This is a genomic window from Mycobacterium rhizamassiliense, assembly GCF_900157375.1.
GTDB classification, from domain to species: Bacteria; Actinomycetota; Actinomycetes; order Mycobacteriales; family Mycobacteriaceae; genus Mycobacterium; species Mycobacterium rhizamassiliense.
This window is the reverse complement of record NZ_LT721901.1, coordinates 156,235-181,877: the sequence shown is the minus strand read 5'-3', so window position 1 is coordinate 181,877 and position 25,643 is coordinate 156,235. Positions and strand designations below refer to the sequence as shown.

Sequence of the window (25,643 nt, the reverse complement as noted above, 5' to 3'; positions counted from 1 at the left end):
CTGTGGCCAAAAAGTCCAGCCGGACCAACGCGGTTGGCGGCAAGCGGGACGGCAAACAAATAATCGCGAGCAATCGCAAGGCCCGGCACGACTACGCGATTGTGGAGTTATTCGAGGCCGGAGTGGCGTTACTGGGCACCGAGGTCAAGAGCTTGCGTGAGGGCCAGGCCTCGTTGGCCGATGCGTTCGCAACCGTTGACGACGGCGAAGTGTGGTTGCGTAACTTGCACATTCCCGAATATCAGCACGGTAGCTGGACAAACCATGATCCTCGTCGCAATCGAAAGTTGTTGTTACATCGGCAACAAATTGACAGGCTGATCGGGAAGATTCGCGATGGTAACCTCGCTTTGGTGCCGTTGTCGTTGTACTTCACCGGGGGCAGGGTCAAGGTTGAGCTCGCATTGGCACGAGGCAAGCGAGCGTACGACAAACGCCAGGACATGGCCCGCCGGGATGCTCAGCGCGATGTAGTTCGCGAATTGGGCCGGCGAGCGAAGGGTTTGAACTGATCGGAGCCGCGTACGCGCAGCTGTCTGCCGTCTCGTACGGCGTCAGCGACTTTGTGGGCGGCGTAGCCGCTCGGCGCACCGCGGCACTGCGGGTCATGCTGGCGGCCTACCCGGTCGAAGCCGTGTTGCTGGGAGCGCTGGCCCTCGTCGCGGGCGGACCCATCCACTCGGGCGCGGTGCTCTGGGGTTGCCTGTACGGCGTCGGCCAGGCCTTCGGCATGTGGGCGTTCTATGCCGCCCTGGCCTCCGGCCCGATCTCGGTCGTCGCCCCGCTGGCGGGCGTGCTCAACGCCGCGGTACCGGTGGCGGTCGGCATCGCGCTGGGGGAGCGACCGGGGCCGGCGGCCTCGCTCGGCGTCGTCCTGGCCATCGTCGCGGTGATGCTCGTCAGCCGCGAGGCTTCAGTGGAGGGCGCCAGCCGCTTCCGGTTCACGCCCAAGGTGGCCTGGCTGACGGTCTTCGCGGGGGCCGCGTTCGGGCTGGACCTGGTGTTCCTGCACCAGGCGCCGCACGACAGCAAGCTGTGGCCGCTGATGTTCGCCCGGCTGGCGGCCACCGTGGTTATCACCGCCATGGCCGCATCGCGCAAGACCCTGCGGCTGCCGCGGGGCAATTCGATGAAGCTGGCGCTGACGATCGCGCTCCTGGACATCTGCGCGCTGGTCACCCAGCTGATCGCGTTGCAATCCTGGCTGCTGTCGTTGGCCAGCATCTTGATCTCGCTGTATCCCGCGGCGACGGTCGTGCTGGCGATGATGATCCTGCGCGAGCGCGTCAGCCGCTGGCAGGGCATCGGCATGGTGATGGCCATGGGCTCCGTCGCGATGATCGCCGCAGGCTAGTTCCGGTACGGCGGTAACGCGCCTACGATCCGATTCATGGCCGATCGCCCCATCACCAAACTCGACAAATCCGAGGTGCTTTCGGGGCTGTTCGCCGTGTGGGACGACCTCGACAAGCTGCTGGACGGCCTGGACGCGGAGCAGTGGCAGGCAATGACGCCGCTGCCGGGGTGGTGCGTCCAAGCGGTCGTCGCCCACATCGTCGGCACCGAGTCGTTCCTGGAGGGCATCCCCGCACCCGAACCGGACACCGACGTCAAAGCCCTCGACCATGTGCGCAACGACATCGGGGCGATGAACGAGTGCTGGGTGCGTGACCTGGCCAAAGAACCCGGCGCCGAGGTCCTCGCGCGCTACCGCGCGGTGACCGATGGGCGTCGCAAGGTCCTGCAGGGCATGTCCGACGAGGACTGGAACGCGCAGGGCTTCACGCCCGCCGGGCCCGACAGCTACGGGCGGTTCATGCGGATTCGGGTCTTCGACTGCTGGATGCACGAGCAGGACATCCGCGTCGCGCTGCAGCGCCCGTCGTCCGATGACGAACTCGGCGGGCCCGCGTCGCAGCTGTCCCTCGATGAGGTCGCGGCCACGATGGGCTTTGTGGTCGGCAAACTCGCCAAGGCACCCGATGGATCGCGCGTCCACTTCGATCTGACCGGCCCGCTGGCCCGCGGCATCCGGGTCAGCGTCGACGGGCGCGCCCAGGTCGTCGACGACTTCGGCGCGCAGGAACCGACGTCGACCATCCGGCTGGATGCGCTGCAGTTCACCAGGCTGGCCGGCGGGCGGCCGATGTGCCCGGCCCGGGCGCAGGACGTCGAGCTCGGTGGGGACACGGACGTAGCGGCTCGGATCGTCGAGCGCCTGAACTTCGTAATCTGACCGCAGCCTGGCGCGGAAGAAAATTCCGTTGCCGCTGGTTGATAGCGCCGTACAATGGAGTGTCTTGCCGAAATTCGGCAGGGATGCGAGGGGCTGAACGGTTTCGACTTCGCGCATCGAATCAAGGGAAGCGTGCCGGTGCAGGCAAGAGACCACCGTAAGCGTCGTTGCAACCATATAAGCGCCGATTCACATCAGCGCGACTACGCTCTCGCTGCCTAAGCGATAGCTGGTCCGTCAGACCGGGAGAGCCCTCGACCCGGACCCTGGCGTCGTCTAGAGGGACCCACCCACGGGTTCGGTCGCGGGACCCGTGGGGACACCAAACAGCGACTGGGATCGTCATCCTGGCTAGTTCGCGTGAACAGGAGATCCGAGTAGAGGCATAGCGAACTGCGCACGGAGAAGTCTTGAGGGAATGCCGTAGGACCCGGGTTCGATTCCCGGCAGCTCCACCAAGAAAGGACTGTTCACAAGCCTAGACAGATCGAAAGTCGGAGCCGCGTCAAGATTCACGTCAAGATCGCGGTATAGGGTTTTGCCTTGTGGCATCCATTCGCGTCCGCATGCGCAAGGACGGCACCGCTTACACCGCGGTGCTGTACACCTTCGACGGCAAGCAGACTTCGTCCAGCTTCAATGACCATGCCGAGGCGCTGAAGTTCCAAGACGTCTGCAATCGGCTGGGCTCGGCCGAGGCCCGCAGGATCTGGAAGGTAGCCATTCCCCGACACGGGCACACCGTGACGAGCTACCTCACCGAGCATCTCGACGCCCTGGCGGGTGTGGAGAAGAAGACCATGTTTGAGTACCGGCGCTATCTGGTGCGTGACATCGAGCCGGTGTTGGGTCATATTCCGCTGTCGACACTGAATCGCGCCGACGTCGCCAAATGGGTCAACAAGATGCGGGCCGACGGTGTCAGCGGCAAGACGATCAGCAACAAACTGGGATTCTTGTCCGGCGCCTTGAACCTGGCGGTCAAGGCGGGTGAGATCCCGGCCAACCCGGCCGCGGGCATTCGAGTGCCCCGTACGCTGCGGCGGGACATGACCCTGCTGACCAAAGACGAATACCGGTTGCTCAAAGCGTCTTTCACCGATCGCTGGCACCCGCTCCTTGACTTTCTGGTGGCCAGCGGCTGCCGGTTTTCGGAAGCGACGGCGTTGAAGCCTGGCGACGTTGACCGCGTCAACGGCACCGTGAGGATTACCAAGGCCTGGAAGCGGACGCCTGGCGACGGCGGGGTCAAATACGAGATCGGCCAGCCCAAAACCCGACGGTCAATTCGGACGATCAACCTTCCCGCGGCGGTGCTCGACCAGCTCGACTACTCGCACGAGTGGTTGTTCGTCAACACCGAGGGCGGCCCCATCCGGCTGTATTCCTGGCGCACCAACGTGTGGTCTCCGAGCCTGGCCAAAGCCATGACCAAGGACGAGAACAACCCCGACAAGTTGTTGTTGGCCACGCGGCTGCGTATCCACGATCTCCGCCACGTCTGCGCCAGCTGGCTGTTGAGCGAGGGGGTGCCGCTCATTACCGTCGCGGCTCACCTTGGTCACGAGGACGCCGCCACCACCGCCCGCATCTATGGGCATCTAGACCGTGCGGCCGGGCAGGCCGCGGCGGCGGCAATGGCGACGCTTCTGGGCTGAGAGACGCCTCGTTTCCGACCATTTCCAAAATTGGCTGTGTGACTTGTATCACAGTCAAATTCGAGGTTGTCTATTTCGCGCCAACTGGGGTTTTAGTCGGGTGTGTTAACGCCATTTCCATACGGCGTCAAGCCGGTGTCAAGTCTATGTCAAATCCTCTCAGCTTTCTCCCAGGTTCAGCGCGATTGAGTGTTTGCGCGCAGCTCAGAGCACACATAGGGTCTGCAGCGATCTCCAAAGTAGTTTTCAGTAATCAGGAGGCGCGAATGGCGCTTATGGGCTTGGCGGATGCCGCTAAGGAAATCGGCACCACCGAACGGTGGCTCGCTAATCAGCTGCGTTCGGGGAAATTTCCGGCGCATAAAGTGGGGCGCCGTTGGCGGTTTACCGACGCTGATGTAGCCGAAATAATCCGGCGCTGCGCGGTGCCCGCCGCATTGCCCACGGATACCAGGCTCTGTACGCCAACATCTTCAATGACGCCGACCACCGCGCGCAGGATGGGGGCCCGGTGAACGTCATGCTCGAACGCCTTGGCCAGGACTACGACGATGTGCTGGTCAACTTCGAACACAACGACGAGTCCGCGGTCGCCGCAATGGTGGCGTTGCCGTTGCGGGCCCGGTGGTGGGACTCGACCTTCAAGACCTGGCGCATCCATCCCGGCTATGTCGGCCGGCTTGCGGCCAACCTGCGGAGCCTCGGCTACACCGTTGTTGACGGTGGTGATCCACAATGACGTCGAGCACGGCTTTTGAGGGACCGGGCTCAAGATCCGCGGGCCTTCGAGATCAGGGGAAGACCGAGTTCACCGACCCGCTGACGGTGGCGCGGGCGCTGATTGACGCGGGTATCCCCATCTTCAATGCTAAGCCGGCCACTAATCCTGACGGCAGTTGGGATTCGCGTGGTGGCCACCACGGCTGCGGCTATTGGTTGCCGAAAGGGTGGCAGTTAACCGAACCCAATCATGATGTGCTCGACCAGTATAAGCCCGGTGACGCGCTCGGCATGGTCTGCGGCCACAAGGTCGACGGAGTGGACACCGATCCCCGGAGCGGAGGCGACGAGTCCCGTGCTGCTCTTGAAGCCCGCGGCGCCATGCCTCGGGTTTACGGCGTGGCCCACACCCCGTCGGGCGGAACCCACGAACTGGTGTCGACTATCGGTGTTCGCTCCCGCGATAACGTCTGTCCTGGAATCGATCTGAAGGCGGGCACGCCTGGGGGCACCGGGCGCGGGTTCCTATTCATCGCTCCCACCAGGAAGCGCTCCAAGCTGGACGGCACCGTCGGCCAATACCGGTGGGTGGAACCCCCGGATCTGCAAGCCCTGTCCGCGGATGGCCCAGAAGACCGCAGCGGTGAAGCGCTAGCTGACCTGGTCGACGCCAAACGAAGGACGCCCAACTCCGACATCGCCACCGTGCATTCGGCGGCTGCTTCCTCGGCCGGGGAAGTCTCGGCGTTCATCGCTGAATATCACCGTGCTGACCGGCCAGAAATCTTGCAGGGCTGGGTCAAGGCGATGAAGGCGGGCTTCAAAGGAAAGCGAAGTCGGCACGACACGGCGGTCTCGGTGATAACCGGCGCGCTGAAAGAAGCCCGGGCGGGCTACTTTTCAGCGGTCTCGGCGATCGACACCTTGAGGCCGCTGTTCTTGGAGGCGGTGACCAAACCGCCGAAGGGCGAAGATCGCCGACGCACCGACGGGCAAGCGCTCGACGAGTGGAACGAAATTGTTGCCTGGGCGGTCCGAGTAGCTCGGGTCGCTGACCTCGATGAAGTACACCAGCGGGTCGCGGAGAAGATGCCCGATGTGCAGACCGCTGGGACAAGTCGGGTCCGTGTGGAGCGGACCGACGCTGAGCGTGCATCGGCGCTCGACAAGGCGCATAGCGTCTTTCGGCGCTGGCTGGGCGAGAGCTACGACTTGGATGCAATCAACGCTGCGATGGCTGCCGCGGCGGTCGGGGATCTCGACGGCGACCCGCTCTGGCTGCTGCTCGTGTCGGGATCGGGCAACGCCAAGACCGAGACTGTGCTAGCCCTGCAGGGGCCAGGTGCTCATGTCGTGTCGACGATCGCCTCACAGGGTGCCTTGTTGTCGGCGACATCGAAGAAGGAGCGCAGCGCCGACGCCAGCGGCGGTTTGCTCCGCCAGATCGGCGGTACGGGCCTTCTGGTCATCAAGGATGTGACGTCGATCCTGTCGGCGGGCCGTGAAATGCGCGCCGAGGTCATGGCAGCACTACGCGAGATCTTTGACGGCCATTGGGTCCGCACGGTCGGAACCGATGGGGGCCGCACGCTGGAGTGGGAGGGTCGGATTGCGTTGGTGGGTGCGGTGACAACTGCCTGGGATACCGCCCACGCCGTCATCGCCACAATGGGTGACCGATTCGTATTGCTCCGCATGGATTCCACCAAAGACCGCGCCTGCGCGGGTCGGCGGGCAATCGCCAACACCGGCAGCGAAGACAAAATGCGCGCCGAATTATCGATGGCGGTAGCCGATGTATTGGCCGGAGCCAGCTCAACCGGTATAGAGCTAAACCCCGAAGAGACCGAGAAGCTCTTGGCGGCAGCCGATCTGGTCACGCTGGCACGAACTGGCGTGGAATTCGATTTCCGCGGCAACGTTGTCGATGCCCACGCGCCGGAGATGCCAACGAGGTTCGCCAAGCAGCTGGCGCAGGTCGTCCGGGGCGGAGTAGCGGTGGGTATGAACCGAAAGGCCGCAATGCGCTTGGCGATCCGTTGCGCACGAGACTCGATGCCGCCGCTGCGGCTGGGAATCATCGATCATCTGGCCGCTCACCCGGACAGCACCACGACCGAAGTCCGGAAGGGAATCGGAAAGCCGCGCACCACCGTGGACCGGCAATTGCAAGCGCTGCACATGCTCGGCGCGGTGGTGTGTGAGGAGGAGGAAGCGGTGACCAACAACAAAACGATTTGGCGCTACTCCCTCAACGATGACATTGACCCCGCCGCCCTCGTCGTCCCCAGAAATGTCAGTAGGCCCCTAGCCCTCGATAAGAGTTCCGTCGATTCCGATGCTGGCCTACGCCCACCTACTGACAAATCTGGGACGCCCGGATCAGCAAGTAGTCAGGCCGAGATCGGTTCGGAATTCCCGTAACCCGTCTCCAGATCGATGTCACCCGCGGCGAACGCCAAATCCCTTGAAAGGAAAGATCACATGCCAACACCACCGTCGGTCAACCCGGACGTGCACGACATCGCCGACCGAGCTAAGTACGAGCATGCCCGGGCCACACAGAGTCTGGCGACGATGCAATACCGGCTCGCCGAACTTGCCGGTCTCGGTCTGCTTGATCCAGATGAATCGCTACACCTCCAGGAGAGGCTGATCGAGATTTACTGGCACCTGCATTTCGGCACCGTCGGGGCCGTGCGAGATGAAGAAGACGACGGCGATGAGGAAGAGGCCGACAATACCTACAGCGATGGCCGTCCGGTGATGATCCAGGCCAGGATCGAACCCTATGAGAGCTCCGACTTCAGCTGGGAGCACAACCGCTTTCTGTCGGACGACGGGGCAGTCATCTTTCACAAGCTGGGGACCGCCTGCTCCATCTCCCCCGCCGATCCCGAGGACGATCGAGGCTGGGCCAGTGCCACTTTCTGATTGGGCGCAACGCAGGGGTGGCGGATCGCCACCGGTTACTGGACGCTCAAGCATGCCAAAACGGGCTCCGGCGAGACGAAATCCCGAGCCAGGCATCACTGTCGACCGGCAGGCAGTTGTTCGATGACCGAAGATTGCGTGCTTCCCCGACTTTTTGCGGTGCCGGGTCCTGTGTTTGCGGCGAAGTACCGCGGTGCGTGTGAGCTGTGTCGCCAGCGATTCCCGGCCGGTACCCGGATCCGTTACATCGCCAACAATACTGTGGCCCACGAGGTATGCGCGATTCCCCGCGGCTCGATCAATCCAATCAATGATCCTCTGCTCGGTGCAGAGGAGTGGGCCGTGCGGTATGGGCCGGGGGGAAACCAACAACGCCTCCGTCCGAACGAACCCAAAGGGCTGGATAGCGGTGTCGCCCATGCGGTGCAGCGTCGACCCGACAGCTTTCGTCGGCAGGCTCGACAAACTGGAGGGACAAGGTAGGTGCATTCACACAGCTTCGAGCAGGTGGCCCGACCTGCCTGGGCCGCCGTTGCCGGTCGCAGGGCACGAGCCGGGCGGGTCAGGAGAGATTCTTGACCCGTCTCCAGATGGAAGTCACCCACGGACGCAAGTCCAAACCCCCTGAAAGGAACACCGATGTCCAAAAATGCGATTGAGTCCCGTCAGGGTCGGTGCGTCGAAGGCCTATACGAAGATGAGAATGGAGATTACCGATTCGACGGCCAGATGGATGCGGAGACATTCGATATCGTCTGCGCCCGCCTAGGGCGCAACAACGCGCCTGCGCTGCTGTCCGACCTCTACTACAGCGGATCGCTCGACCTTCTTGCGCACCCCAGCGTCGTCGCCGTCGCTTGGTCGATATCCGAACACCCCGAGAGCTCACTAGAACGAGATGTGTGGGACGAGCTTTTCCGAGCGGCCGGATATACCGACGATGGCCGGCCGGCCGCACCGCCAACCGAACCCGTGACCGTCTACCGGGGCTGCACGCCGGACGGGTGGGAGGGTATGTCATGGACCTCAGATCTGGCAATGGCCCGGAGGTTCGCCCATGGTCAACTACGTGGGCGTGCCGCGGGGCATGTCTATGCGTTGGATGCAAAGCCAGACAGAGTGTTGGCATACATTCACGAAATCGGCCGTCGGGAAAGCGAATACGTCATCGATACCAGTTGCGTCCTACAGGAGGCGGTGCGGCTTGTTGACGACTGAGGGAGTGCCTCGGAAAGCATACGAACCCCGGGAACCACGCTGTCGGGTCTGTCGCGACGAGGCCATCCGTGTTCTGGTCAACCAGCTGCTCGATTGGCGTGGTGCCCCAATCTTGCTGGGCCCAGGGAAGGTTCATGCGGTCACCTACACCGACATCCTGCACGACCTGGAGCCCCTCAACGCGCGCCTCGACAAGAAGACAAAGATCAGCTACCACAGCCTCAGGGCCCATGCCGAGAGGCATCACAGCGCGGCCGGGAGAGCGGCGTACTGGGAATCCCGGATCCAAAAGAAGTTGGCAGAACTCTACGGGCTCACGGTTGAGGCGTATCGAGCGCTCATGGCAAGAAGCGATTAAGTACAAAATATCCCCGCCTAATCACGTTCGGCTTGAGCCGAATTGGACTCCAACTTGAATGGGCTTGGACACGAAAGGCGACCAAGCCCGCCTTGGGGGCACCGCGGGTGCCGGTGTCCTATTTTCAGTGATCTCCGGTAATCCCCGGGTGCTCCTTGTCGAGATCCCTCGAAACCCACAGGCAACTCAAGCCCGCGTTCACGGTTAACGACCGAACCGGCGATGCATGATGGGTGACGACCACAGTCACGTGGGGTTCTTCACGACCCCGGCGTGGGCCAGTACGGATCCACTCGTGTCGGGCCTGCTGCCTTTCGCCAAAGAGCCCCATACACATTCCGGCCGTCTTCCACTTGCCATACCAGTGCGCCGTCGAATTCGGTTCTGCGAATTCGGGGTACAGCACACGCCAGTAATGCCGATATTGCTGTTCGGACACCTCGATGCTCCCGTCTTGGCGCGTAGCCGCATTAGCTACAAACCCCGGCCTTCTCCGAAGGGCACCGTGCCGGTAGCGCGGTTGCCGATCGCTCACGTTCGGAGGCGTACGAGCGAATCTCTTGGCCACGATCGACGATACCGAGCTGGGCGATGAGACGGGGCCAAGTCAAGCGTGCTTAAAGTTCACGTTGACCACGCAAGAGCCTTTCCGGCTGGCTCGATGCACGCCCCAACGCCTCCTGCACCAAGTCGCTGATTGCCTCGGCAGTCGGCGGAGCCATCTCGCTGTAGGCGTAGGCCAGGAGAACATCAACTTCGGCACCGCCTCCGGTCTCAGGCTCTGCAGGGTGGAGACCGACGAAGAAGCCAGCAGCACGACCATCGAGATGCCAGCCGACTGGCGATAGCGGGCCTTCGCAGTCGGTGATCACCACCCGGATACCGCCCTCCAGCTCGGCGGACAAAATCGCGCAGTTGCCGGTGATCTCCAACTTGAAGCGGGTGCCGTAGCGTTTCGATAGCCCGCTGCAGATCTCGGCGTAACCGAGATCGTGTTCGTCGCCGCCCGTAATGGTTGCTCTCCTGACAGCGCGCCCAACGAGAGAGTTCTCCGCTTCTCGAAAACCCTGGACAAGGAAGTGGTGTTCCCGAGCGTGGGTCTCTAGCAAGTACGAGTCCGGTGAACGCCGACTAGATGTGATCGAACTCCGTGATGTCGCGGAGGCGATCGGCACAACCCTAGAGGCTGTCATCTCCCGTCTGACCTAACTGAGTGGTTGAGTCGATGAGGTTAGAAAGACCTTGCAGTGCGTGGGTGACGTCATCGACGAGTTGTTGGAATTGCTTGTCCGGTGGGGTTGATACCCATCCGGCAGAGGCGATGACCCCGTCGTATTTGGAACCTTTCATGTGGGAGCTTCCTGTTGAGCGAAGGTCCTGAAGCAACCGTAGGGGCTTGCAAAGTTCCTCCGCGTCCCCGCCGAGAGCGGTTATCCACGCCTGCAAGCAGTTCAATGATGGTTCTGGCTCTGTTGTGCCGGCTAATCGCCGCAGGAGCTTGACGTCCAGGCATTCCACGACGTCCTTGGCCAGGGTAAGAATGCTGATGTCACGTTGCGCGACACTGGCGTTGGTGCACAACGAAAGCCCTTCGAATGCTTCTCGGTCATGCTTACCAAGCGGACGGAAGAGATCGGAGCCCACCACCTTGCGGGCGATGTCGTTCAGCCGTGACTTTGCACGGCGCAGATTTTGCAAGTCGGGCCGGTCGTCGGTTACCCACTGGTTGAGAAGGTCGCGGCGGAAACGGATTTCACTGACTCCTCCGCGCGGCACAACGTTGTGGACGAACCAGTGATCACGCTCGGATTCAGGAAGTCGGCGCATGTCGCCTAACCAGACCTGGACGAGTCCTTCATCGTTGATGTCGATGTCAAGTCCCCACAAGTTGAGACACCATAGCCGTGTTCGGCTTAAGACATATCGTGTGTTGTCCTCACGGTAGCGAGTGAGGACATCAGGGTCGAAGAACACCGGGGTCAGGAAGTGCGTACCGCCTTCTCGGGTGTCGTCGCCGCAACTAGTCCGGATTGGCTGTCCGGTCTGCCGATCGACTTCAGTGATGAACTCTTGGTATCGCGGTGCGCGAAAGGTGTCGTCGGGGTCGGAGCCGGCTTGGTCGAAAGGTAGAACAAGGTGCTTGCCTAGAAGGTCCGCGAAAAAGTTTCGCTTTGTACCGCCGATCGCTGACGTTGCGCGAAATTCGAGGGTCACAACCGGGTTGCGGATCTCCAGATCAATGGGCTCGACGTCTTTCAGATCGGCCCATACGGTGTGACGGTGCTGGATAACGAGAACCATCCGGCGCGCAGCCAGGTAGCGCCTGAGGTAATTAGCGTCCACCGACACGTCGTATCCATTGTCCTCCAGGCGCTTGGTGTGCACCACATCGTGACTGCGCCCCGCCTTGTCAATTCGGCTCCATTGCCCGTCACCCGTGGGCACCAGACCTAACCACCACACGAACGACAGTGTGAATTCGACAGTCGGCGCAACAAGGCCATGATGCTCACGCGCCTGTCCGAAGAAGTGCATCGGATACTCGTCATCAGCCACCAGGCCTTCCAGGAAGCCGCCATCTCCCCGCTGGTCATTCCAGGAGGAACCTAGGTCATCGCAGGACCACTCCGCTTCATCCATGGCCGCGGAGGCGAAGTCGGGCTCAATCAATACCGACGTGAGCGTGCTATGCGCATCCTCTGAAATGTCTGACCGCAACACCGACACCCACCCGGTTGGCTCAGGGTCCACCAATCGCAGGTACTTCTGCAGCCGCAGCGCTGCGGGCAGCACTTCATATCGGGCGATCGCGTCGGCGTCATCGCTTGTCCACATTGCTCCGATTATCCCTGTGTGACAGAAGCTAGCGAGTCAGTGCCAATCGACGCGTTTGCAGGAATACCCCGACATCAAGGCTATAGACGTCGCGTAGTTCGCCGTGCCGGTACCAAAGGTCCGCACCTCGAATGTCCAATGGACAACGTGGTAAGAACCGCCGTCTCGAAAAAGACCACATATGAGACCCTCGTCCGACACCCGAATGGCGCTGGTATTTCCCGAGGTCGATCTGTCTCAGAAGTCCGTCTCGGAAATAACTTTCGCAAATCTGCGATTCCCATACTTATGAGTCATGAGAACGACGTCGACCGAAACCCAGTTGGTCAACGGATCGGCTATACCAGGGTCTCCACAATCGCGCAGACCCTGGCTCAGCAGAACGACGCGCTCGCGAAGGCCGCGGTGACGAAGATGTTCTCGGACATCATGTCTGGCGGTCGGGATGATCGCCCCGGCCTGGCCGAGCTGATGGCCTACGTCCGCGAGGGCGACACCGTGGTGGTGTGGAAGCTTGACCGATTAGGCCGAAACACGCTGCACATCTTGGAGACGGTCAAAGCTCTGACCAACGGCGGCGTCACCCTGGTGTCGGTCACCGATGGAATCGACTCGTCCACTCCGGCCGGGCGCATGATGATCGGCGTGCTCGGGTCGCTGGCCGAGTACGAACGCGAACTGGTCAAGGAGCGCACCGCCTTGAAGCGGGCATCGTCGCGGGCCAACGGGACGAGGTTCGGTCGACCCCGCAAGGTCGGCGACGCCGAGCACATCGCGACCGCCAGGCGCATGAAGGCCGATGGCCATAGCGCGAAGGACATTGCCAAGTACCTCGGCGTCAGCCGAGCGACCCTGTACAGATACCTCGTTGACGAGGAAGCTGCGGACGCCGAAGCCGGTCGACTCACCCTCGCGGTTTGATCCGTTGTCGTGCGCCGTGATTAGGATCGCGCCTGGCGATCGTGAAGGACCACGCCGTCCGTTAAACACCACGTGGCCGGGAAGGCACGTGTGTTGATCCGCCAGCACGAACCGTGGGTCGAAGAGCTGAGCGTGCAGCTTCAATTTGAAGAGCTGATCACCGGTAACGGGTCTGTGCTCACACTGCCTGCGGCGACCGCCGATCTTCTGGACTGGGTGGGTGATCAGCGGGTCTTTCTGCCGATGCAATACGACGACTGGCAACAAGTGATCGGCGACTACCGCGAAAGCCTGGATTTTTCCGGCCCCAAGATCCTCGCGGTCGTAGAGGCGCAAACCGCCGCGATCGATGCCCTACTTACCGCACTTATGACGTCAACCGCGGGGTTCGATGGCACGTCCAGCCGCTCCATGGACGCGACCGTGCGAGCCGACCTCCAGGTCTTCCTGCGCCAACTCGCCATGACTCTGGCCTCGGACGAGGTGTTCATCGCCTGCTGGCGAGATCTAGTGAAAACCTGCGAGAAGCGCAACCGGAAGGTCGAAGAGGTTTCATTCCGCAGAGACACGCTCTGGGCTGTAGCCGCACTCCGGGGTGTGGACAGAGGCAGATTCGGCATCTTTCGGGATGTTTGTTCGGTGCTCACGGACGATTCCAACGCGGTGAAGCGGGAGCAGAGCCGCGCAGTTGGCACTGACTACCAATTCGAAATCCCGGACTGGAAGCCCAGTGGCCTGGAGGCCTGGCAGCGACTGTCTCTGTGCGAACAGGTCTTGACCCGCCCGCCGACCAAGGCGGACTGCATCGTGTGGCTACGGCTGGCACACACCCACCTGCCCCAGTGCGAGGTCACCCACGGCGATGTCACCTTCTACAACGCTAGTTACTTGAGCGGTCACGTCGGGCACCCAGAACTCGCTGACCACTTTAAGGTGCCACCAACGGAAGTACTTGCCCTGCCTGAGGTCCCGCCGCTGCTCCGGCCGGGTGAGGTCGAGTGGGAAGACGAGTGGCATATGGCCTATGCCCGTGTTGTCCTGCCCGACACGGAGGTCCATGAAGCGGAGGCGCAAGCGCGAACACTTGTCGAAGCATTGAAGGTGGTTAATCACGCGGAGCCGGGAGCGTGGAGGCTGATGAGGGGCTGCATCCTGTTCGCGAACGGTCGGCGGTCGCGCTCGTCATGGGGGCCGAAGGAGAACGTCGAGGAGCCGTACTATCCGCAGAATGACCGGTTGGGTCGCGATATAGAGCGGATGGAGCGCCGCTCCAGCAGTTTGACCGCGCAGTCGATCCATGCACTGCAGGACGCGATCGACTTGACCGCCGCACTCAAGGCTGCCTCCGATCAAGGGCCACAAGCCACCGTCATGGCCGCTGTGAGAGCCATCGAGCACGTCAACGTCTGGACAGCAGCGGGTCAGAAGCACTGGGCAGACTTCGCCAGTTCCTACTTCAAAAAGGCGCAAGCACGTGTCCGCCTGGTGGAGTTCATTGGCTACTTCACCCAAAACGCAGTTGAAAGGGTCCCTGACTACCGGCCGGGTGCCCCAACGATCCCCGAGCTGGCTGAACTGTCGGCCGACCTGTCGATCACCGGTCCGTACGGGCACGGTGCCTTCAACGTTCGCGGAGCTGCTGACCACGTCTCCACGCTCAAGGCGATCTACGCCGATCACTGGCTAGCTCGCGGGCTGGCCGAATTGGAAACGATCCTCGCAACCCCGGAGGCGATGTGTGCGCGACTCGACGAGCATGGCCGCCGCTTCGAACGCCATCTACGCCGACTCAAGCGGCTGCGGAACGCTGCAATTCACGGAGGACCAGTCTCAGCAGCAGGCTGCGAGTCGGTGGCCGTCTTCGCGTTCAACCTCGGACATCAAGTCCTCAACGAGGCGGTCGCCGCTCTACTAAGCGGAAACAATGTTCGACATCACATGGATAACTATCGGAACGAGCACATTGACCGATACGAGCGAGTTCGGACAAGCGGGGACATCGATGCCCTGTTTCTCGTCGCGGACCCCTGATTTCAGAGGCCAAGCAGGAGACGCACAATATCTCGCTGCACAAGATGGACCACAGTCAAATTCCGCGCCTGCGGGTCGCCGGGCGGCACCAGCCCCGCCGATATTCGTGGAGCAGTCGAGAGGTCAAGTGAGACAAGATGAATCTGCAGAGTAGGTCACAACGTTGGCTCAAAGTTGCCGACACCGCCTTGGCCAAGGCCAAAGCGATGCAGCAGCAGGAGCAGTTTTTCCGAGGCGGGGGGAAGCCATTAGCTCCTCAAGCCCAAGACGTGGTGGTCACCGCGGCCGCCGACCCGATCAAACTGATCGCTGAGGCTGATCCCCCGGTGTCCGGCACAGACCTCGCCACCGCAGTTGGTGACGTCATAATCGCCGCCAATATGTTTTCGCCTGGACCCGATTTTCGCCAAGGTCTCGACGCGGTGGTGGCTGCGCTTGAAGAAGCGGTGCCCAAGCTGGCGCAGCAGACGCAATCGGAGGATCCATCGATCGACGAGATCATTTCGGAGCTGGAAAGGTCGCTTCTGGTATCGCTCGTCGTCACGCTGACATCGCACAACGTTCTCATCCAGAAGGTGGACGATTGGAGCCAGCAACACCGCCGCTTCCTAGAGCATCACCGCCCCGACGATTACGGCCACTACTTTGAGGTGACCACATTTCGGTTCGTTGACCAGCCCGGTACCGGCCGTGTCCACATGCAGCACCTCATTTCTGCCGTTGATTCCGGCGCTCATGTCTACGCCGCGGGTGCCACCGACCGGTTCCAAACCGACCACTATCCCGAGATCCTGTCGGTTGCGTATGCCCAGTGGTTCGCCTACGTCCACGCCATCTGGGAGGAGCAGTTCCGCGACCGCATTGCCGCATTCTTCAATATCGGTAAGAGTGACGGCGAAGAGCTCGAGAAGAACGATGTCAAGAGTGATTTTTTCGGCGACATTCGTTGGATCCGAAACGATTTCGTCCACAACAAGGGGATCGCGGACGAATGCGCACGAGCCAAGATCCTCAACTGGGGCTTCGCCAAAGGCGAGGCGATCGAACTCACTCCCGAGCAGATGTTGTCATTGATCGGGCTGTTCCCGCGCAACGAGCTTCTCGAAAGCCCCACGCGCCAGGCGCGGGCTGTGCGAAAGAATCTACCGGGCAGCGGGGACGCCACGTTGGTCGACAAGCTCGTCAAATTCATCGCCGACAATAAACTCGACAAGGGCACCGTCATCGACCGGATGCTGTTGGACTGGCTCGAGACGGCGACGATCAACGACTAGCCAAATTGATACGGCCAATCAACGAGCCGCGGCGAATCCGAAGCGGACACCGTGGGCGTCCAGCCCGCTGACCTTGGTTCCCGCGGGATCCGGGCGATAATGATGACCACGTAGCGAAGAAGGCTGCACCATGACCGCCTGGATTCTGGATTCTGGCAGCACCATGGACTGTAGGAGGGCGCAATGAGCGCTGAGCGCGGCTGGATCGGTGAGCCGCCTTCGACAATGGAGCAGATGCGCGAGCAGTGGATAGCCCACCACCGTGAGCAGGGTCACGAGCCCGACGCCGCCCCCACAAGGGAAAACCCCGAGCGGTGGGAGTGCAAGTGTGACCCGGACGCCGTCTGGACCGCCGTCTGGCGCATCCTGACGCCCGAGCAGATCCGGATGAAGTTCGCGCATCTGAAGCACCGTCCGCGTTCAACCAATCCCGACCACTTGGTTCCCGGCGTGGCGTCCCCGACGAATGTGCCGCCCCTGCGGATCTCCGACCGGTACGCGTATCCCGCTGCGAGGCCGAGCGCCCCGCGGCCGGGAGGGCTCGACGGGGAATGACTGCCAAACCACCTGCCGCGCTATGCGCCTTACTCGATTACTAATGATTGCAGTAGGCGATGGCTTTGGTCGTGGCGGCATATTGCACCCCGGCAGCCCTGCTGGCGAGCAGCGATGCATTCAGTGGATGCTGGCAGCTTCTCTGCGTTCGGTGATCGGCCGGGCCAATCCGTGCTCGTTGCAGGCGCGCTGCAATCTCTCCAATGTCTCGTCGAGACCTGGTCCCAGACGGCCGCCCGGGGTAAAGGTCGCGGGCAGGTGACGCATACCCTGAATGACCCCGATGGTGTCGTAATGTACGGTGCCCTCCGGTTCGCACCTATAGTCGGGCATGCGGTCAAGCACCGCGGTGACCATTGCTTTGAAGAGCGTACGAGCGACATTGGAGCCAACACAACGGTGCACGCCAATGCCGAAGCTGAAGTGTCGGTTCCCTTTTCGATCAAGGACCACTTCATTGGGGTTCTCGAAGAGCGACGGATCGCGGTTGGCCATAGCCCATGAAATCCACAGCCGCTGCCCCTCTTCGAAACTCGTTCCTTCGACCTCGACATCGTCGGAGAAGGTACGACCGTTACCCGGAGCGGGGGTGAAAAACCGCAGGAACTCTTCTGTAGCGGGGCCGAGGAGCCTCTCGCGTTCCCGGGACAACAGGTCGCGCTCAATTGGGTGTTCGGATAGCCACTCCAACGAGTGCGCGGTGAGTGCAGTCGTGGTATCGAACCCGCCGCCTATTATCAATCCGAGGTTGCCCAGGATCTCCACATCGGGTGCCGGTTCCCCGTCGATGCGCATCGACACCAACGCATTAACTAAGCCGGGGCGCGGCTTTTCGCGGATCTCCAGCATGTTGGTCAGCAAGTCCTGTCCCATCTGGCGGTGCATTTCGGCGACCCGAGCGGCGTCAGCTGAGTGCTCGGGGGTATAGACCGCTGCGTGCGTGGGCTCGCTGTAGATTTCCCATCTCTTCAGGGGGATGCCCATCATCGCGAGTGTCAACACTGCAGGCACGACGTTCGCAAGGTCGTCAACGAAATCAATCCGCCCCGATTCGATCCTCTCATCAAGCGCGGCGCGAACTATCTCGTTGACGAATCGGTCCCAGCGTTTTACCGCGGCCGGTGAGAGGTACGGGTTTAGCGCGTTTCGGTAGGTCCGGTGTTCGGGGTCGTCCATTTCAAGGATGCCGCCGCGGGTAGTACCGATGCGCTGTGCCGTCGGTATCGAGATGCCTTTGTAGCCCGTGCGCTCTCCACGGATGTCGTGGTCGTTGGAGATCGCCGGGCAGCGAGCCAGTTCGAAGACCTCATTGCTACCTGCTGCCACCCAATGACCGCCATAGGTTCCCGACCACGCAACCGGGCAATTAGTGTGCATCTCCCTGGTTATCTGCTCGAACCGTTGACGGTAATCCGCTCTGTGCCGGTCGAAGTCGTATCGGGGTCGATCTTGCGCAGCCGATTCCTCAACAGTCACTGCTGGTGCCTCCCGGGGGCGTCTTGTGGTCGAAGACACCGATGTCTTCTCGCTTAGTCATCAAGCCTGATTGCCTGCTCTGGGCACGATCGCGCTGCTTCACGGACCACTTCCTCTTGGCCGGTGGTACCGCATCACCAGTAGGTGACGCGCTTCCGTCGATGTCGTTGAGCTGGAATGCGTGGGGAGCAATCATGGCGCACAACGTGTGGCCCTGACACCGGCGCGAGTCAACGAAAGCCTTCACGGGGAGTCCTCCCTCATCCGATCACGCGCTGAAGTTCCGGTTGGTTTTACGCTTTGGTGAGTCGCTTCTCCTGATATAGGCGCGCCCATTCCTTGCGCGGCCGGATCGACACGTCGACGTCAGCGCCCTTGGCGCGCAACGCTTTCACGGTCGCCTGCGCGCGCGGTGTGCGCGCAAACGGATCCCAGCCGAAGAACCGGCAGGAGTTCTCCCAGGTGATCTTGTTGATGTCGCTGTCGTCGGCGCCGGCGGCGTTCAGTTCGGCCAGCACCTGCTCGGGCGCGTCCGGCCAAAAACAGTCTGAGTGCGGGTAGTCGCATTCCCAGGCGATGATGTCGATGCCGATTTCATGTCGTAGCTTCAGCGACGTCTTGTCGGTGACGTAGCAGGCGAGCGAGTGCTCACGGAACACATCGCTGGGCAGCTTGTCGCCGAAGTCGCGACGCAGCCACTTCTGGTTGGTGTAGTGGCGATCGCTACGGTCCAGGTAAAACGGGATCCACCCGATGCCGCCCTCGGAGAAGGCGAACTTCAGGTCCGGGTACTTCCGCATCGCCGGACCCCACAACAGGTCCTGCGCGCACATCGCCGAGACCTGAGTAGCCAGGATGATGAGGTTGTCGATCGGCGCGTTGGGCGCCATGCTGATCGCCCCGAAGCCGGTGCCGATGTGCAGACACATCACCACGTTCTGCTCGGACAGCGTCGCGAACACCGGACCCCAGTAGTCGTCGTCGTGGTAGCTCGGCAGACCTTCCAGGTGCGGCAGTTCCGGCATGGTGACCGCGCGGCAGCCCTTGGCGGCGACGCGGCGGATCTCGGCGCACATTCCTTCCGGGGTCCACGTCGGCACGATTGCGATCGGGATGAAGCGGTCCGGGTACGACCCGGCCCACTCGTCGATGTGCCAGTCGTTGTAGGCCGACACCATCACCAGGGTGACGTCCTCGCGCGTCATGTTGAGGTGGCGGGCCGAAAAGCCGGTGAACGTCGGGAAGCACATCGACGCGAGGATGCCGTTGCGGTTCATGTCGCGCACGCGTTCGTGAACGTCGTAGACGCCGGGCCGCATCTCCGCGAAGCCGGCGGGGTCGCGGCCCCACTCCTCGGCCGGCCACGACACCACCGCGTTCAGGCCGCTGACGCCCTGCGGGCGGCCCTGGTACATCCACTGGTCCACGCCCTTGTCGTCGGTGACCACGATCGGTGCCTCGCCCTTGTATTTGGCGGGCACGTGGCGCGCGAACATATCCGGCGGTTCAACGACATGGTCATCGATGCTCACCAGAATCAGATCGTCAGCGTCCATAGAGAGTCCTTTGCGATGCGGCGATTTAGCGCCCGTCGTGGCCACACGATGAGAACGGGGCAGCCCCGGCGTGCTCGTGAACGCTGACGCTACTCTAATTCGTTAGAGTCTAAAATGACAAGCTTCGCCGATGGCGCCCATGCGGCTGGGGCTTTGCCATGGCGGCCTAGCGGACTTACTGTCCCGATTTGTCACGCCCGACGTCATCGTATGCAATTGCGATGCCGTTGACGATGCCACCAAGCAGCCGGTCGAGGTGTTCACCGCTATCGAACGCGCGATCCCCGGCAACCAACCGCATGAACAAGCCGCTGACGAAATTCAAAGTGGCCGAAGCCTGCTCGCGCACAACCGCCGGGTCGAGGTGTCGATCGGGCTGTGAGCGAATGACGATGTCGCGTTGAGTTTCGGCGAACAGCTGCATGTTGTCGTGGAACACCTCGGCAAGCGCGGGATCTCGGTTGGCTTGCAGTATGAGCTCGAAACGGGCCTTCGTGCGACTCAGTCGTGGCTCTTGCGCCGCAAGCACAATCAACGCCGACAAAGGAGAGATATTAGACGGCTTGGACTTAGCGCCTTCGTTTTCAGAAGGGCGGAGGACTGCGGAAAGGTCGCCAAGATCGAGTTCGCACACACGTTGGGCAGTGGCCAGCAACAGTGCGGCCCGCGTGCGGAAATAATAGGACGTGCTACCGGCGGAAAGGCCGGCCCGCTGGTCCACTCTCGGGTGACTTAGGCCTTTGAGGCCATCATCAGCGAGCAGCTGAATTGCCGTATCGCACAGCAGTCTACGACGTTCTCCACCATCAGGCTTTCGTCGGTTCACGATCGCCGAATCCTACCGCTCCTAGTCCCAACGAGAATTGCTTACCTTGGCCCCGCCGATCCCTTGCCCTGTATCTATCACCTGCAGGATGCGAGTCACGCGACGTGGTTCAGCCGCGACGTGCGGTCACTTCTGGTACCGAGCAGGGTCTAGCGTCCCGCCGTGAAGCAAGGATCGTGTCCAGCACGTCGGCCGGCATTTGTTGATTGCGCCATACCCTCTAACCATTTAGAGTGTGCGCGCAGGCCGTCGCGACGAACGACAACGTCCCCGATCGTCGCGCCGGCCCGTCAATAGCCGCACACGAACAGGACCCAGCCATGGGCTTCGATGACCTCACGACCTGCGTTGTCAAATAGCAATAAGGCTTGCATCGGCCAACTCATCCACCAGCGATGAGGAAGTCGACCAGCGGGGTTGTAAGTAGGCACATCCCCGCGCGGACCGGAGTGATGCGGTGATTTGGCGCATCGCCGTCCGCCACGGCGGTTAGGACTGCTACGAGCGACGTGTCGCTGCGCAGGACACAAGGAAATTCGATCAACACGAGGTGAGCGCACATGACATCGTCAATCGACGTCCAGCAGATCAGCGACGAGATGGAGATCGCTGGATTGCTTAACCGCTACGCCCGCGCGGTCGACAGCAAGGACTGGGAGCTCTACCGCTCAGTCTTCACAGACGATGCGGTCATCGACTACTCATCGGCCGGGGCGATTGCTGGCTCATGCGATGAAGTCACCGATTGGCTCAGCAAGGGATTTGCTGCGATTCCTTGGACGATGCATTACATCACCAACGTTGAGGTTGAAATCGACGGCGATAGAGCGCGGGTGCGGGCGATGTTCTATAACCCGATGCACCTGCCGGGCAGGGCAGAGATGAGCTCATGCGGCGGCTACTACCACCATCAACTCGTGCGCACGAAAGACGGCTGGCGCAGCTCGAAGTTGCGCGAAGAGAACGTGTGGTTCGCCAACGCACCCAAGAACTGACTTCGAGAGGAACAGGAGTGGAGATATGGGCCGGCACGGCGTTCATGAATCCCGCCGCAGCAATCCTGGCGAAGTTGTCTTAGTGGTCGAGGCGGGGACATTTCCGAACACTTAGCAAAGGATCGAGAAGGATATTGATGGCAGAGATTTCAGCTCAACCGCACGGCCCAAGACCGCCTGAGGGGGACTGGCTTGGAACCCCGTTCTTGAACTTCACTCGGGAGGGACCGCTCGGCGTCTGTACCCTCGATCGGCCAGAGGCCCGCAATGCGATGACTCCAGCGATGTACTTTGGCATCAAGTATGCGGTCAGTCACGTCGGCTCCGATCCAGATTTAGCAGGCTTGCTCATCACCGGCACGGGCGACGTCTTCGCGCCTGGGGGTGATATGGGCGGGGGCGGTGTCGACAACTGGCTAACGTTCGGTTCGGCGCTGGGAATGGACGCCCTGCCATTCGACACATTGCGCCAATCCGTGAAGCCGGTGGTCGCCGCGGTCAATGGGCTGTGCCAGGGCGGTGGGCTGCAGATCGCGTTGTGTGCCGACATGGCCGTGGTCAGCGACCGCGCGACTTTTCGGGTCCCGGAGCTCTACCGCGGCATCGCCGACACCTATTACAGCCAAACGCTGGCCCGGCTGGTGGGTCCTGTGCGCACCCGCGATCTGATGTTCACCGGTCGGACCCTATCCGCGCAGGAGGCGTTGGAGTGGGGGATGGTGGCGCGCGTCGTTGCGCACAACGAATTGGCCGGCGCCGCTCGGGAGGTACTCGCCCAGTGTTGTCGCACGGCGCCGGGTGCGCGCTCCGTGATCAAGTCCAGTCTGGACAATTATCTCGGCCTCTATGACCGGATTGGGATGCAGTCCAGCCTCGGGGCGCCCGAGTCGATCGAGGGCTTTTTGGCTTTCAAGCAACGCCGATCCCCTAGTTGGGTGCATCCGGGTTTGAGGGTCGAGGGTCGGCTATGAACTCATTATCGAATGTGTCTGCCTCCGTAGGTCGGACAGCCGCAACGTACGCACACACTGTGGATGAGTTGTTCGGGTTGACCGGGAAGGTCGCTGTGGTCACGGGCGCGGCCGGCGGCATCGGTCTGGGCATCGCACGGGTGCTCGCGAACGCGGGGGCCACGGTAGCGCTCGCCGATAAAGACCATGCAGAGGCCATGCGCCAGGCTGCGGACATCGCTGCAGCCGGACATGATGCGGTCGCGGTCGCGGTAGATCTCGCAGATGAAAACTCCGTCGTGGCGGCATGCGCGCAGATCGTCGGGACCGTTGGCGTGCCCTGGCTGTTGGTCAATAACGCAGCGCTGCAGGATCGTGAATTGTTGCTCGAAGCGACCACTTCGGAGTGGGACAAGATCCATACGGTCAATGCTCGCGGCGCGTTCCTGATGACGCGAGAGTCGGCGCGTGCCATGGTTGCATCGGGGCGTGGCGGCAGGATAGTCAATATCGCATCCAACGCTCTGCGGGGTGGACTGATCAAAGGCCTCGTTTCGTATGCGTCATCCAAGGGAGCTCTTGCAGCGCTGAGCTTAGCGACGGCGTTTGAACTCGCTGAGCACTCGATCACGGTCAATACAATCCTGCCTGGGGCGGTCATCACGCCCGGTGCTATCAACGCCAAAGGATCAATCAGTGATGGCCCGGCCACGCGTCAGACGCCTTTCGGATACCAGGAGCCGCACGAGATCGGTGCTGCGGTCTTGTTTTTCGCCTCTCCCGCGGCGCGACCCATCACGAATCAAGTGCTGGCGATCGATGGCGGATTTTCGGTCAGCTAACTGCAACGAGGAGGATTGATGGTCGCTGTTGCCAACGTTTGAGGGGCGACGCCTTTCGCTGACGAGGTCAAACACTATGCGAAACGCTGTTTACGAGAAGGGAATTCAGAATGCAGGTCGCTGGTAGTTCTGCGGTCGTCGTGGGCGGTGCCGGGGGCTTGGGGGAGGCCACCGTACGCCGGCTGCACGGCGCAGGGGCAAAAGTCGTTATCGCTGACCTTGCCGATGACAAGGGCAAGGCGCTGGAAACCGAATTAGGGGTGAGGTATGTCCGCACCGATGCAACCAGCGAGGAGTCCGTCTTGGCGGCGATCGCCGAAGCCAATTCACTGGCCCCACTGCGCTTCTCGATCGACGCTCACGGCGGCCCGGCCAGCGGCGGCCGATTGATCGGCAAGGACGGGGAACCCCTTGATCTGACTGGGTTCAAAACAACCATCGAGTTTTATCTGACAGCTGTCTTCAACGTAATGCGCCTATCCGCAGCGGCTATCGCTCAGCAAGAACCTGTCGACGGCACCCGTGGTGTCATCGTTAATACCGCCTCGATTGCGGCTTACGAGGGCCAGATCGGCCAGCTACCGTACGCCGCTGCCAAGGGCGGTGTGGTGAGCATGACGCTGGTCGCCGCCCGAGATCTGGCACCAATAGGTGTCCGAGTTGTCACCATCGCTCCCGGTACATTTCTGACCCCTGCCTACGGCAAGGCAGGCGATGAGCTGGAGGCGTATTGGGGTCCGCAAGTGCCACACCCGAAGCGGATGGGCCGGGCGTCCGAATATGCCACATTAGTCGCCTCGATCTTGGAGAACGACTACCTTAACGGGGAGGTTATCCGGCTTGACGGGGGCTTGCGGTTTCCCCCGAGGTAATTCGGTTGTGCTTGAACGGCTTTGGAGTCTTGGCCGAGCATATGACCGCCAGGATCGGTCTCGCGCAGCCCTTAAAATTGCTGGGTCGAGTCCTTCCCTGGCTCGATGCTGGAAATGATCATTTCCAGCCACGCACGGTAGAGGTCCTCGCCGTCGAGTTGGCTGGCCAAGCTGATGCCTTCGTTCGTCGCCAGCAATACCTGGGCCATCGTTGTTGCCGGTATGCGTAGTGCCCCGCCCAGGCGCGCCACGCCTTCAGTGATGTACTCACTGAGCCAGTGGACCGTCTCGCGTCGTTGCGCGGTTAGGCGTTTGCGGGCTTCTGGGCTTCGGAGCAGGAAAAGGGTGAATTCGTGCCCCAACGCTGCATGATCGGCCCCCGTCTTGCTCATCAAGTCGCGCCAGCGATTGGCCAACTCGTCGATGTTGATCTCGTCAAGTCGGTGCGATGACGACAGGACGTCGGCGAACCCGTCCAGGAATCGTTGCCGCTGTCGTTCGATCACAGCCAGAAATAATTCCTCCTTGCTGCCGAAATGCGCGTAGATGGCGCCTCGCGTGTAGCCGGCCGCGTCGGCGATGTCCTCGAGGGCGGCGCCGCTGAAGCCCCTGCGCGCGAACAGTTCCTCGGCTGCGTCCAGCAGCAGCTTGCGGGTGTGCTCGAGGCGTCTCTCCCTGGTCCAGCGTTGCGCCATCGCGCCATCATCCCAGATACCCACCCTACGAAAGTGCAACCAGGCCAATCGGGATATACATCTTCGTATTGCACATACATTCATGTATATTACGATTCGCATCAAACTCGGAAGGGCGGTGGTCAGGTTGAACAGCGTGCTCGAGACCCCTTCCGCTGCGTGTGCCAGCCCAGCGCCGACGCGGTATCGCTGCGAGGTCATCGCTCGAACCGCGCTAGAAGTGGTGAGTGGTATCGGCGGCCGGCTTGTCGACCTGGTGATGGCAGGGTGGCAGGTCACCGCCGTGTTGACCGATTGCTCGGACACTCGACCGCTGCGGGTCCTCGGTGCCAGGACCGTAGACCTGGACTCGCTTTTGGCAGGTCTTGGGCGCGAGGGGCTTCCACAGGTGCTGACCGTCGCAAACGACCTATACCGCGGCAATGACCGCGTGCAGCGCGAAGTCCACAGCGCGCTGGATCAGAGGATCGAGGTTGCCGTCTGGAGTAGTGGGGCCGGCGCCGAGATCGATGCCGAGCTCGTCCGTGTGTTGTCGGCGACACGCCACCGCCTCAGCGTGGCCGCCCGTGCATTCAAGGCCCGAGCGCTCATTGCTGCAAATCGGCCCCCTCTGTTTGACCCGACCGAGTCCTATTGGGCCACGTCTTGGGCCACGTCCTCATCGGAGACATATATACATGCTTGTATATGA

23 protein-coding genes, 1 other RNA gene, 1 pseudogene and 1 riboswitch are annotated in these 25,643 nt (G+C 61.8%); of the genes and pseudogenes, 18 read left to right on the top strand and 7 right to left on the bottom strand.

Features of this window, described 5'->3' with window-relative positions; all coding sequences use genetic code 11:
- Positions 1-2 precede the first annotated feature (2 nt).
- The 10 genes from smpB to MRAB57_RS00835 all read left to right on the top strand — a co-directional run bounded on the left by smpB (position 3) and on the right by MRAB57_RS00835 (position 8,766).
- Positions 3-512 carry an SsrA-binding protein SmpB gene (gene smpB, locus MRAB57_RS00880; RefSeq protein ID WP_077085878.1) on the top strand — a complete coding sequence of 170 codons (510 nt, stop codon included), beginning with the start codon at positions 3-5 and terminating at the stop codon, positions 510-512.
- Complete coding sequence (locus tag MRAB57_RS00875) at positions 509-1,354, top strand: EamA family transporter (protein WP_483869924.1); 846 nt, start codon at positions 509-511, stop codon at positions 1,352-1,354. The genes smpB and MRAB57_RS00875 overlap by 4 nt, the downstream gene beginning before the upstream one ends.
- Before the next feature lie 36 nt (positions 1,355-1,390).
- Positions 1,391-2,236 (top strand): maleylpyruvate isomerase family mycothiol-dependent enzyme, encoded by an 846-nt coding sequence (locus MRAB57_RS00870; protein WP_077085876.1) that lies wholly within the window; start codon positions 1,391-1,393, stop codon positions 2,234-2,236.
- Between the two features lie 89 nt (positions 2,237-2,325).
- Positions 2,326-2,694, top strand: a transfer-messenger RNA (tmRNA) gene (ssrA, locus tag MRAB57_RS00865).
- Positions 2,695-2,781: 87 nt separating this feature from the next.
- Positions 2,782-3,894 (top strand): tyrosine-type recombinase/integrase, encoded by a 1,113-nt coding sequence (locus MRAB57_RS00860; protein ID WP_077085875.1) that lies wholly within the window; start codon positions 2,782-2,784, stop codon positions 3,892-3,894.
- Between the two features lie 146 nt (positions 3,895-4,040).
- On the top strand, positions 4,041-4,409 hold the full coding sequence (locus MRAB57_RS29555; RefSeq protein ID WP_083743262.1) for a helix-turn-helix domain-containing protein: 369 nt from the start codon (positions 4,041-4,043) through the stop codon (positions 4,407-4,409).
- Positions 4,406-4,633, top strand: a complete 228-nt coding sequence (locus tag MRAB57_RS00850; RefSeq protein ID WP_077085873.1) for a hypothetical protein — start codon at positions 4,406-4,408, stop codon at positions 4,631-4,633. Before MRAB57_RS29555 ends, MRAB57_RS00850 begins: the two co-directional genes overlap by 4 nt.
- The gene (locus MRAB57_RS00845; RefSeq protein ID WP_157900548.1) at positions 4,630-7,038 is read left to right on the top strand and encodes a hypothetical protein; all 2,409 of its coding nucleotides are present in this window, start codon (positions 4,630-4,632) and stop codon (positions 7,036-7,038) included. The genes MRAB57_RS00850 and MRAB57_RS00845 overlap by 4 nt, the downstream gene beginning before the upstream one ends.
- A gap of 60 nt (positions 7,039-7,098) precedes the next feature.
- Positions 7,099-7,548 (top strand): hypothetical protein, encoded by a 450-nt coding sequence (locus MRAB57_RS00840; RefSeq protein WP_077085871.1) that lies wholly within the window; start codon positions 7,099-7,101, stop codon positions 7,546-7,548.
- Positions 7,549-8,187: 639 nt separating this feature from the next.
- Positions 8,188-8,766, top strand: coding sequence for a hypothetical protein (locus MRAB57_RS00835; protein ID WP_157900547.1), 579 nt, complete (start codon positions 8,188-8,190; stop codon positions 8,764-8,766).
- A gap of 803 nt (positions 8,767-9,569) precedes the next feature.
- A riboswitch (SAM riboswitch) is annotated at positions 9,570-9,690 on the bottom strand.
- 51 nt (positions 9,691-9,741) lie between these two features.
- Here the strand turns inward: MRAB57_RS00835 and MRAB57_RS28430 are convergent.
- The gene (locus tag MRAB57_RS28430; RefSeq protein WP_157900546.1) at positions 9,742-10,233 is read right to left on the bottom strand and encodes a hypothetical protein; all 492 of its coding nucleotides are present in this window, start codon (positions 10,231-10,233) and stop codon (positions 9,742-9,744) included.
- 70 nt (positions 10,234-10,303) lie between these two features.
- Positions 10,304-11,959, bottom strand: coding sequence for a hypothetical protein (locus MRAB57_RS00820; protein ID WP_077085867.1), 1,656 nt, complete (start codon positions 11,957-11,959; stop codon positions 10,304-10,306).
- Positions 11,960-12,247: 288 nt separating this feature from the next.
- Between MRAB57_RS00820 and MRAB57_RS00815 the strand changes: the two genes are divergently transcribed.
- From MRAB57_RS00815 to MRAB57_RS00800, 4 genes are all read left to right on the top strand, one after another.
- Positions 12,248-12,880 (top strand): recombinase family protein, encoded by a 633-nt coding sequence (locus tag MRAB57_RS00815; protein ID WP_077085866.1) that lies wholly within the window; start codon positions 12,248-12,250, stop codon positions 12,878-12,880.
- Positions 12,881-12,973: 93 nt separating this feature from the next.
- A complete protein-coding gene (locus tag MRAB57_RS00810) occupies positions 12,974-14,911 on the top strand; it encodes a hypothetical protein (protein WP_157900545.1) in 1,938 nt (645 codons plus the stop codon).
- Between the two features lie 137 nt (positions 14,912-15,048).
- A complete protein-coding gene (locus tag MRAB57_RS00805; protein ID WP_077085864.1) occupies positions 15,049-16,185 on the top strand; it encodes a hypothetical protein in 1,137 nt (378 codons plus the stop codon).
- Positions 16,186-16,368: 183 nt separating this feature from the next.
- Positions 16,369-16,740 (top strand): hypothetical protein, encoded by a 372-nt coding sequence (locus MRAB57_RS00800; RefSeq protein ID WP_157900544.1) that lies wholly within the window; start codon positions 16,369-16,371, stop codon positions 16,738-16,740.
- A 120-nt stretch (positions 16,741-16,860) separates the two neighbouring features.
- Here the strand turns inward: MRAB57_RS00800 and MRAB57_RS00795 are convergent, their stop codons facing one another.
- The 4 genes and pseudogenes from MRAB57_RS00795 to MRAB57_RS00780 form a co-directional block, all read right to left on the bottom strand.
- A complete protein-coding gene (locus MRAB57_RS00795) occupies positions 16,861-18,216 on the bottom strand; it encodes a cytochrome P450 (protein ID WP_077085862.1) in 1,356 nt (451 codons plus the stop codon).
- A 53-nt stretch (positions 18,217-18,269) separates the two neighbouring features.
- Positions 18,270-18,463, bottom strand: a pseudogene (locus MRAB57_RS00790) (ferredoxin).
- A gap of 46 nt (positions 18,464-18,509) precedes the next feature.
- Positions 18,510-19,772, bottom strand: a complete 1,263-nt coding sequence (locus MRAB57_RS00785; RefSeq protein WP_077085861.1) for an amidohydrolase family protein — start codon at positions 19,770-19,772, stop codon at positions 18,510-18,512.
- A gap of 175 nt (positions 19,773-19,947) precedes the next feature.
- On the bottom strand, positions 19,948-20,598 hold the full coding sequence (locus MRAB57_RS00780) for a TetR/AcrR family transcriptional regulator (protein ID WP_108637854.1): 651 nt from the start codon (positions 20,596-20,598) through the stop codon (positions 19,948-19,950).
- Between the two features lie 560 nt (positions 20,599-21,158).
- Between MRAB57_RS00780 and MRAB57_RS00770 the strand changes: the two genes are divergently transcribed.
- From MRAB57_RS00770 to MRAB57_RS00755, 4 genes are all read left to right on the top strand, one after another.
- Positions 21,159-21,593 (top strand): nuclear transport factor 2 family protein, encoded by a 435-nt coding sequence (locus tag MRAB57_RS00770; RefSeq protein WP_077085859.1) that lies wholly within the window; start codon positions 21,159-21,161, stop codon positions 21,591-21,593.
- Positions 21,594-21,730: 137 nt separating this feature from the next.
- Positions 21,731-22,564 (top strand): enoyl-CoA hydratase/isomerase family protein, encoded by an 834-nt coding sequence (locus MRAB57_RS00765; RefSeq protein WP_077085858.1) that lies wholly within the window; start codon positions 21,731-21,733, stop codon positions 22,562-22,564.
- A 59-nt stretch (positions 22,565-22,623) separates the two neighbouring features.
- Positions 22,624-23,385: an SDR family NAD(P)-dependent oxidoreductase gene (locus MRAB57_RS00760; protein WP_077085857.1), complete on the top strand. Its 762-nt coding sequence runs from the start codon at positions 22,624-22,626 to the stop codon at positions 23,383-23,385.
- Between the two features lie 110 nt (positions 23,386-23,495).
- Entirely contained in the window at positions 23,496-24,257 is a 762-nt protein-coding gene (locus MRAB57_RS00755; protein WP_077085856.1) for an SDR family oxidoreductase, read from the top strand.
- 71 nt (positions 24,258-24,328) lie between these two features.
- On the opposite strand, the gene MRAB57_RS00750 is transcribed toward MRAB57_RS00755, so the two are convergent.
- A complete protein-coding gene (locus tag MRAB57_RS00750) occupies positions 24,329-24,952 on the bottom strand; it encodes a TetR/AcrR family transcriptional regulator (RefSeq protein ID WP_077085855.1) in 624 nt (207 codons plus the stop codon).
- Between the last annotated feature and the right edge of the window lie 691 nt (positions 24,953-25,643).

Coding starts and splice junctions, on each gene's coding strand:
- MRAB57_RS00870 (WP_077085876.1), top strand. CDS start 1,391: ATGGCCGATCGCCCCATCACCAAACTCGACAAATCCGAGGTGCTTTCG.
- MRAB57_RS29555 (WP_083743262.1), top strand. CDS start 4,041: ATGTCAAATCCTCTCAGCTTTCTCCCAGGTTCAGCGCGATTGAGTGTT.
- MRAB57_RS00845 (WP_157900548.1), top strand. CDS start 4,630: ATGACGTCGAGCACGGCTTTTGAGGGACCGGGCTCAAGATCCGCGGGC.
- MRAB57_RS00840 (WP_077085871.1), top strand. CDS start 7,099: ATGCCAACACCACCGTCGGTCAACCCGGACGTGCACGACATCGCCGAC.
- MRAB57_RS00835 (WP_157900547.1), top strand. CDS start 8,188: ATGTCCAAAAATGCGATTGAGTCCCGTCAGGGTCGGTGCGTCGAAGGC.
- MRAB57_RS00820 (WP_077085867.1), bottom strand. CDS start 11,959: ATGTGGACAAGCGATGACGCCGACGCGATCGCCCGATATGAAGTGCTG.
- MRAB57_RS00815 (WP_077085866.1), top strand. CDS start 12,248: ATGAGTCATGAGAACGACGTCGACCGAAACCCAGTTGGTCAACGGATC.
- MRAB57_RS00805 (WP_077085864.1), top strand. CDS start 15,049: ATGAATCTGCAGAGTAGGTCACAACGTTGGCTCAAAGTTGCCGACACC.
- MRAB57_RS00800 (WP_157900544.1), top strand. CDS start 16,369: ATGAGCGCTGAGCGCGGCTGGATCGGTGAGCCGCCTTCGACAATGGAG.
- MRAB57_RS00785 (WP_077085861.1), bottom strand. CDS start 19,772: ATGGACGCTGACGATCTGATTCTGGTGAGCATCGATGACCATGTCGTT.
- MRAB57_RS00770 (WP_077085859.1), top strand. CDS start 21,159: ATGACATCGTCAATCGACGTCCAGCAGATCAGCGACGAGATGGAGATC.
- MRAB57_RS00765 (WP_077085858.1), top strand. CDS start 21,731: ATGGCAGAGATTTCAGCTCAACCGCACGGCCCAAGACCGCCTGAGGGG.
- MRAB57_RS00755 (WP_077085856.1), top strand. CDS start 23,496: ATGCAGGTCGCTGGTAGTTCTGCGGTCGTCGTGGGCGGTGCCGGGGGC.
- MRAB57_RS00750 (WP_077085855.1), bottom strand. CDS start 24,952: ATGGCGCAACGCTGGACCAGGGAGAGACGCCTCGAGCACACCCGCAAG.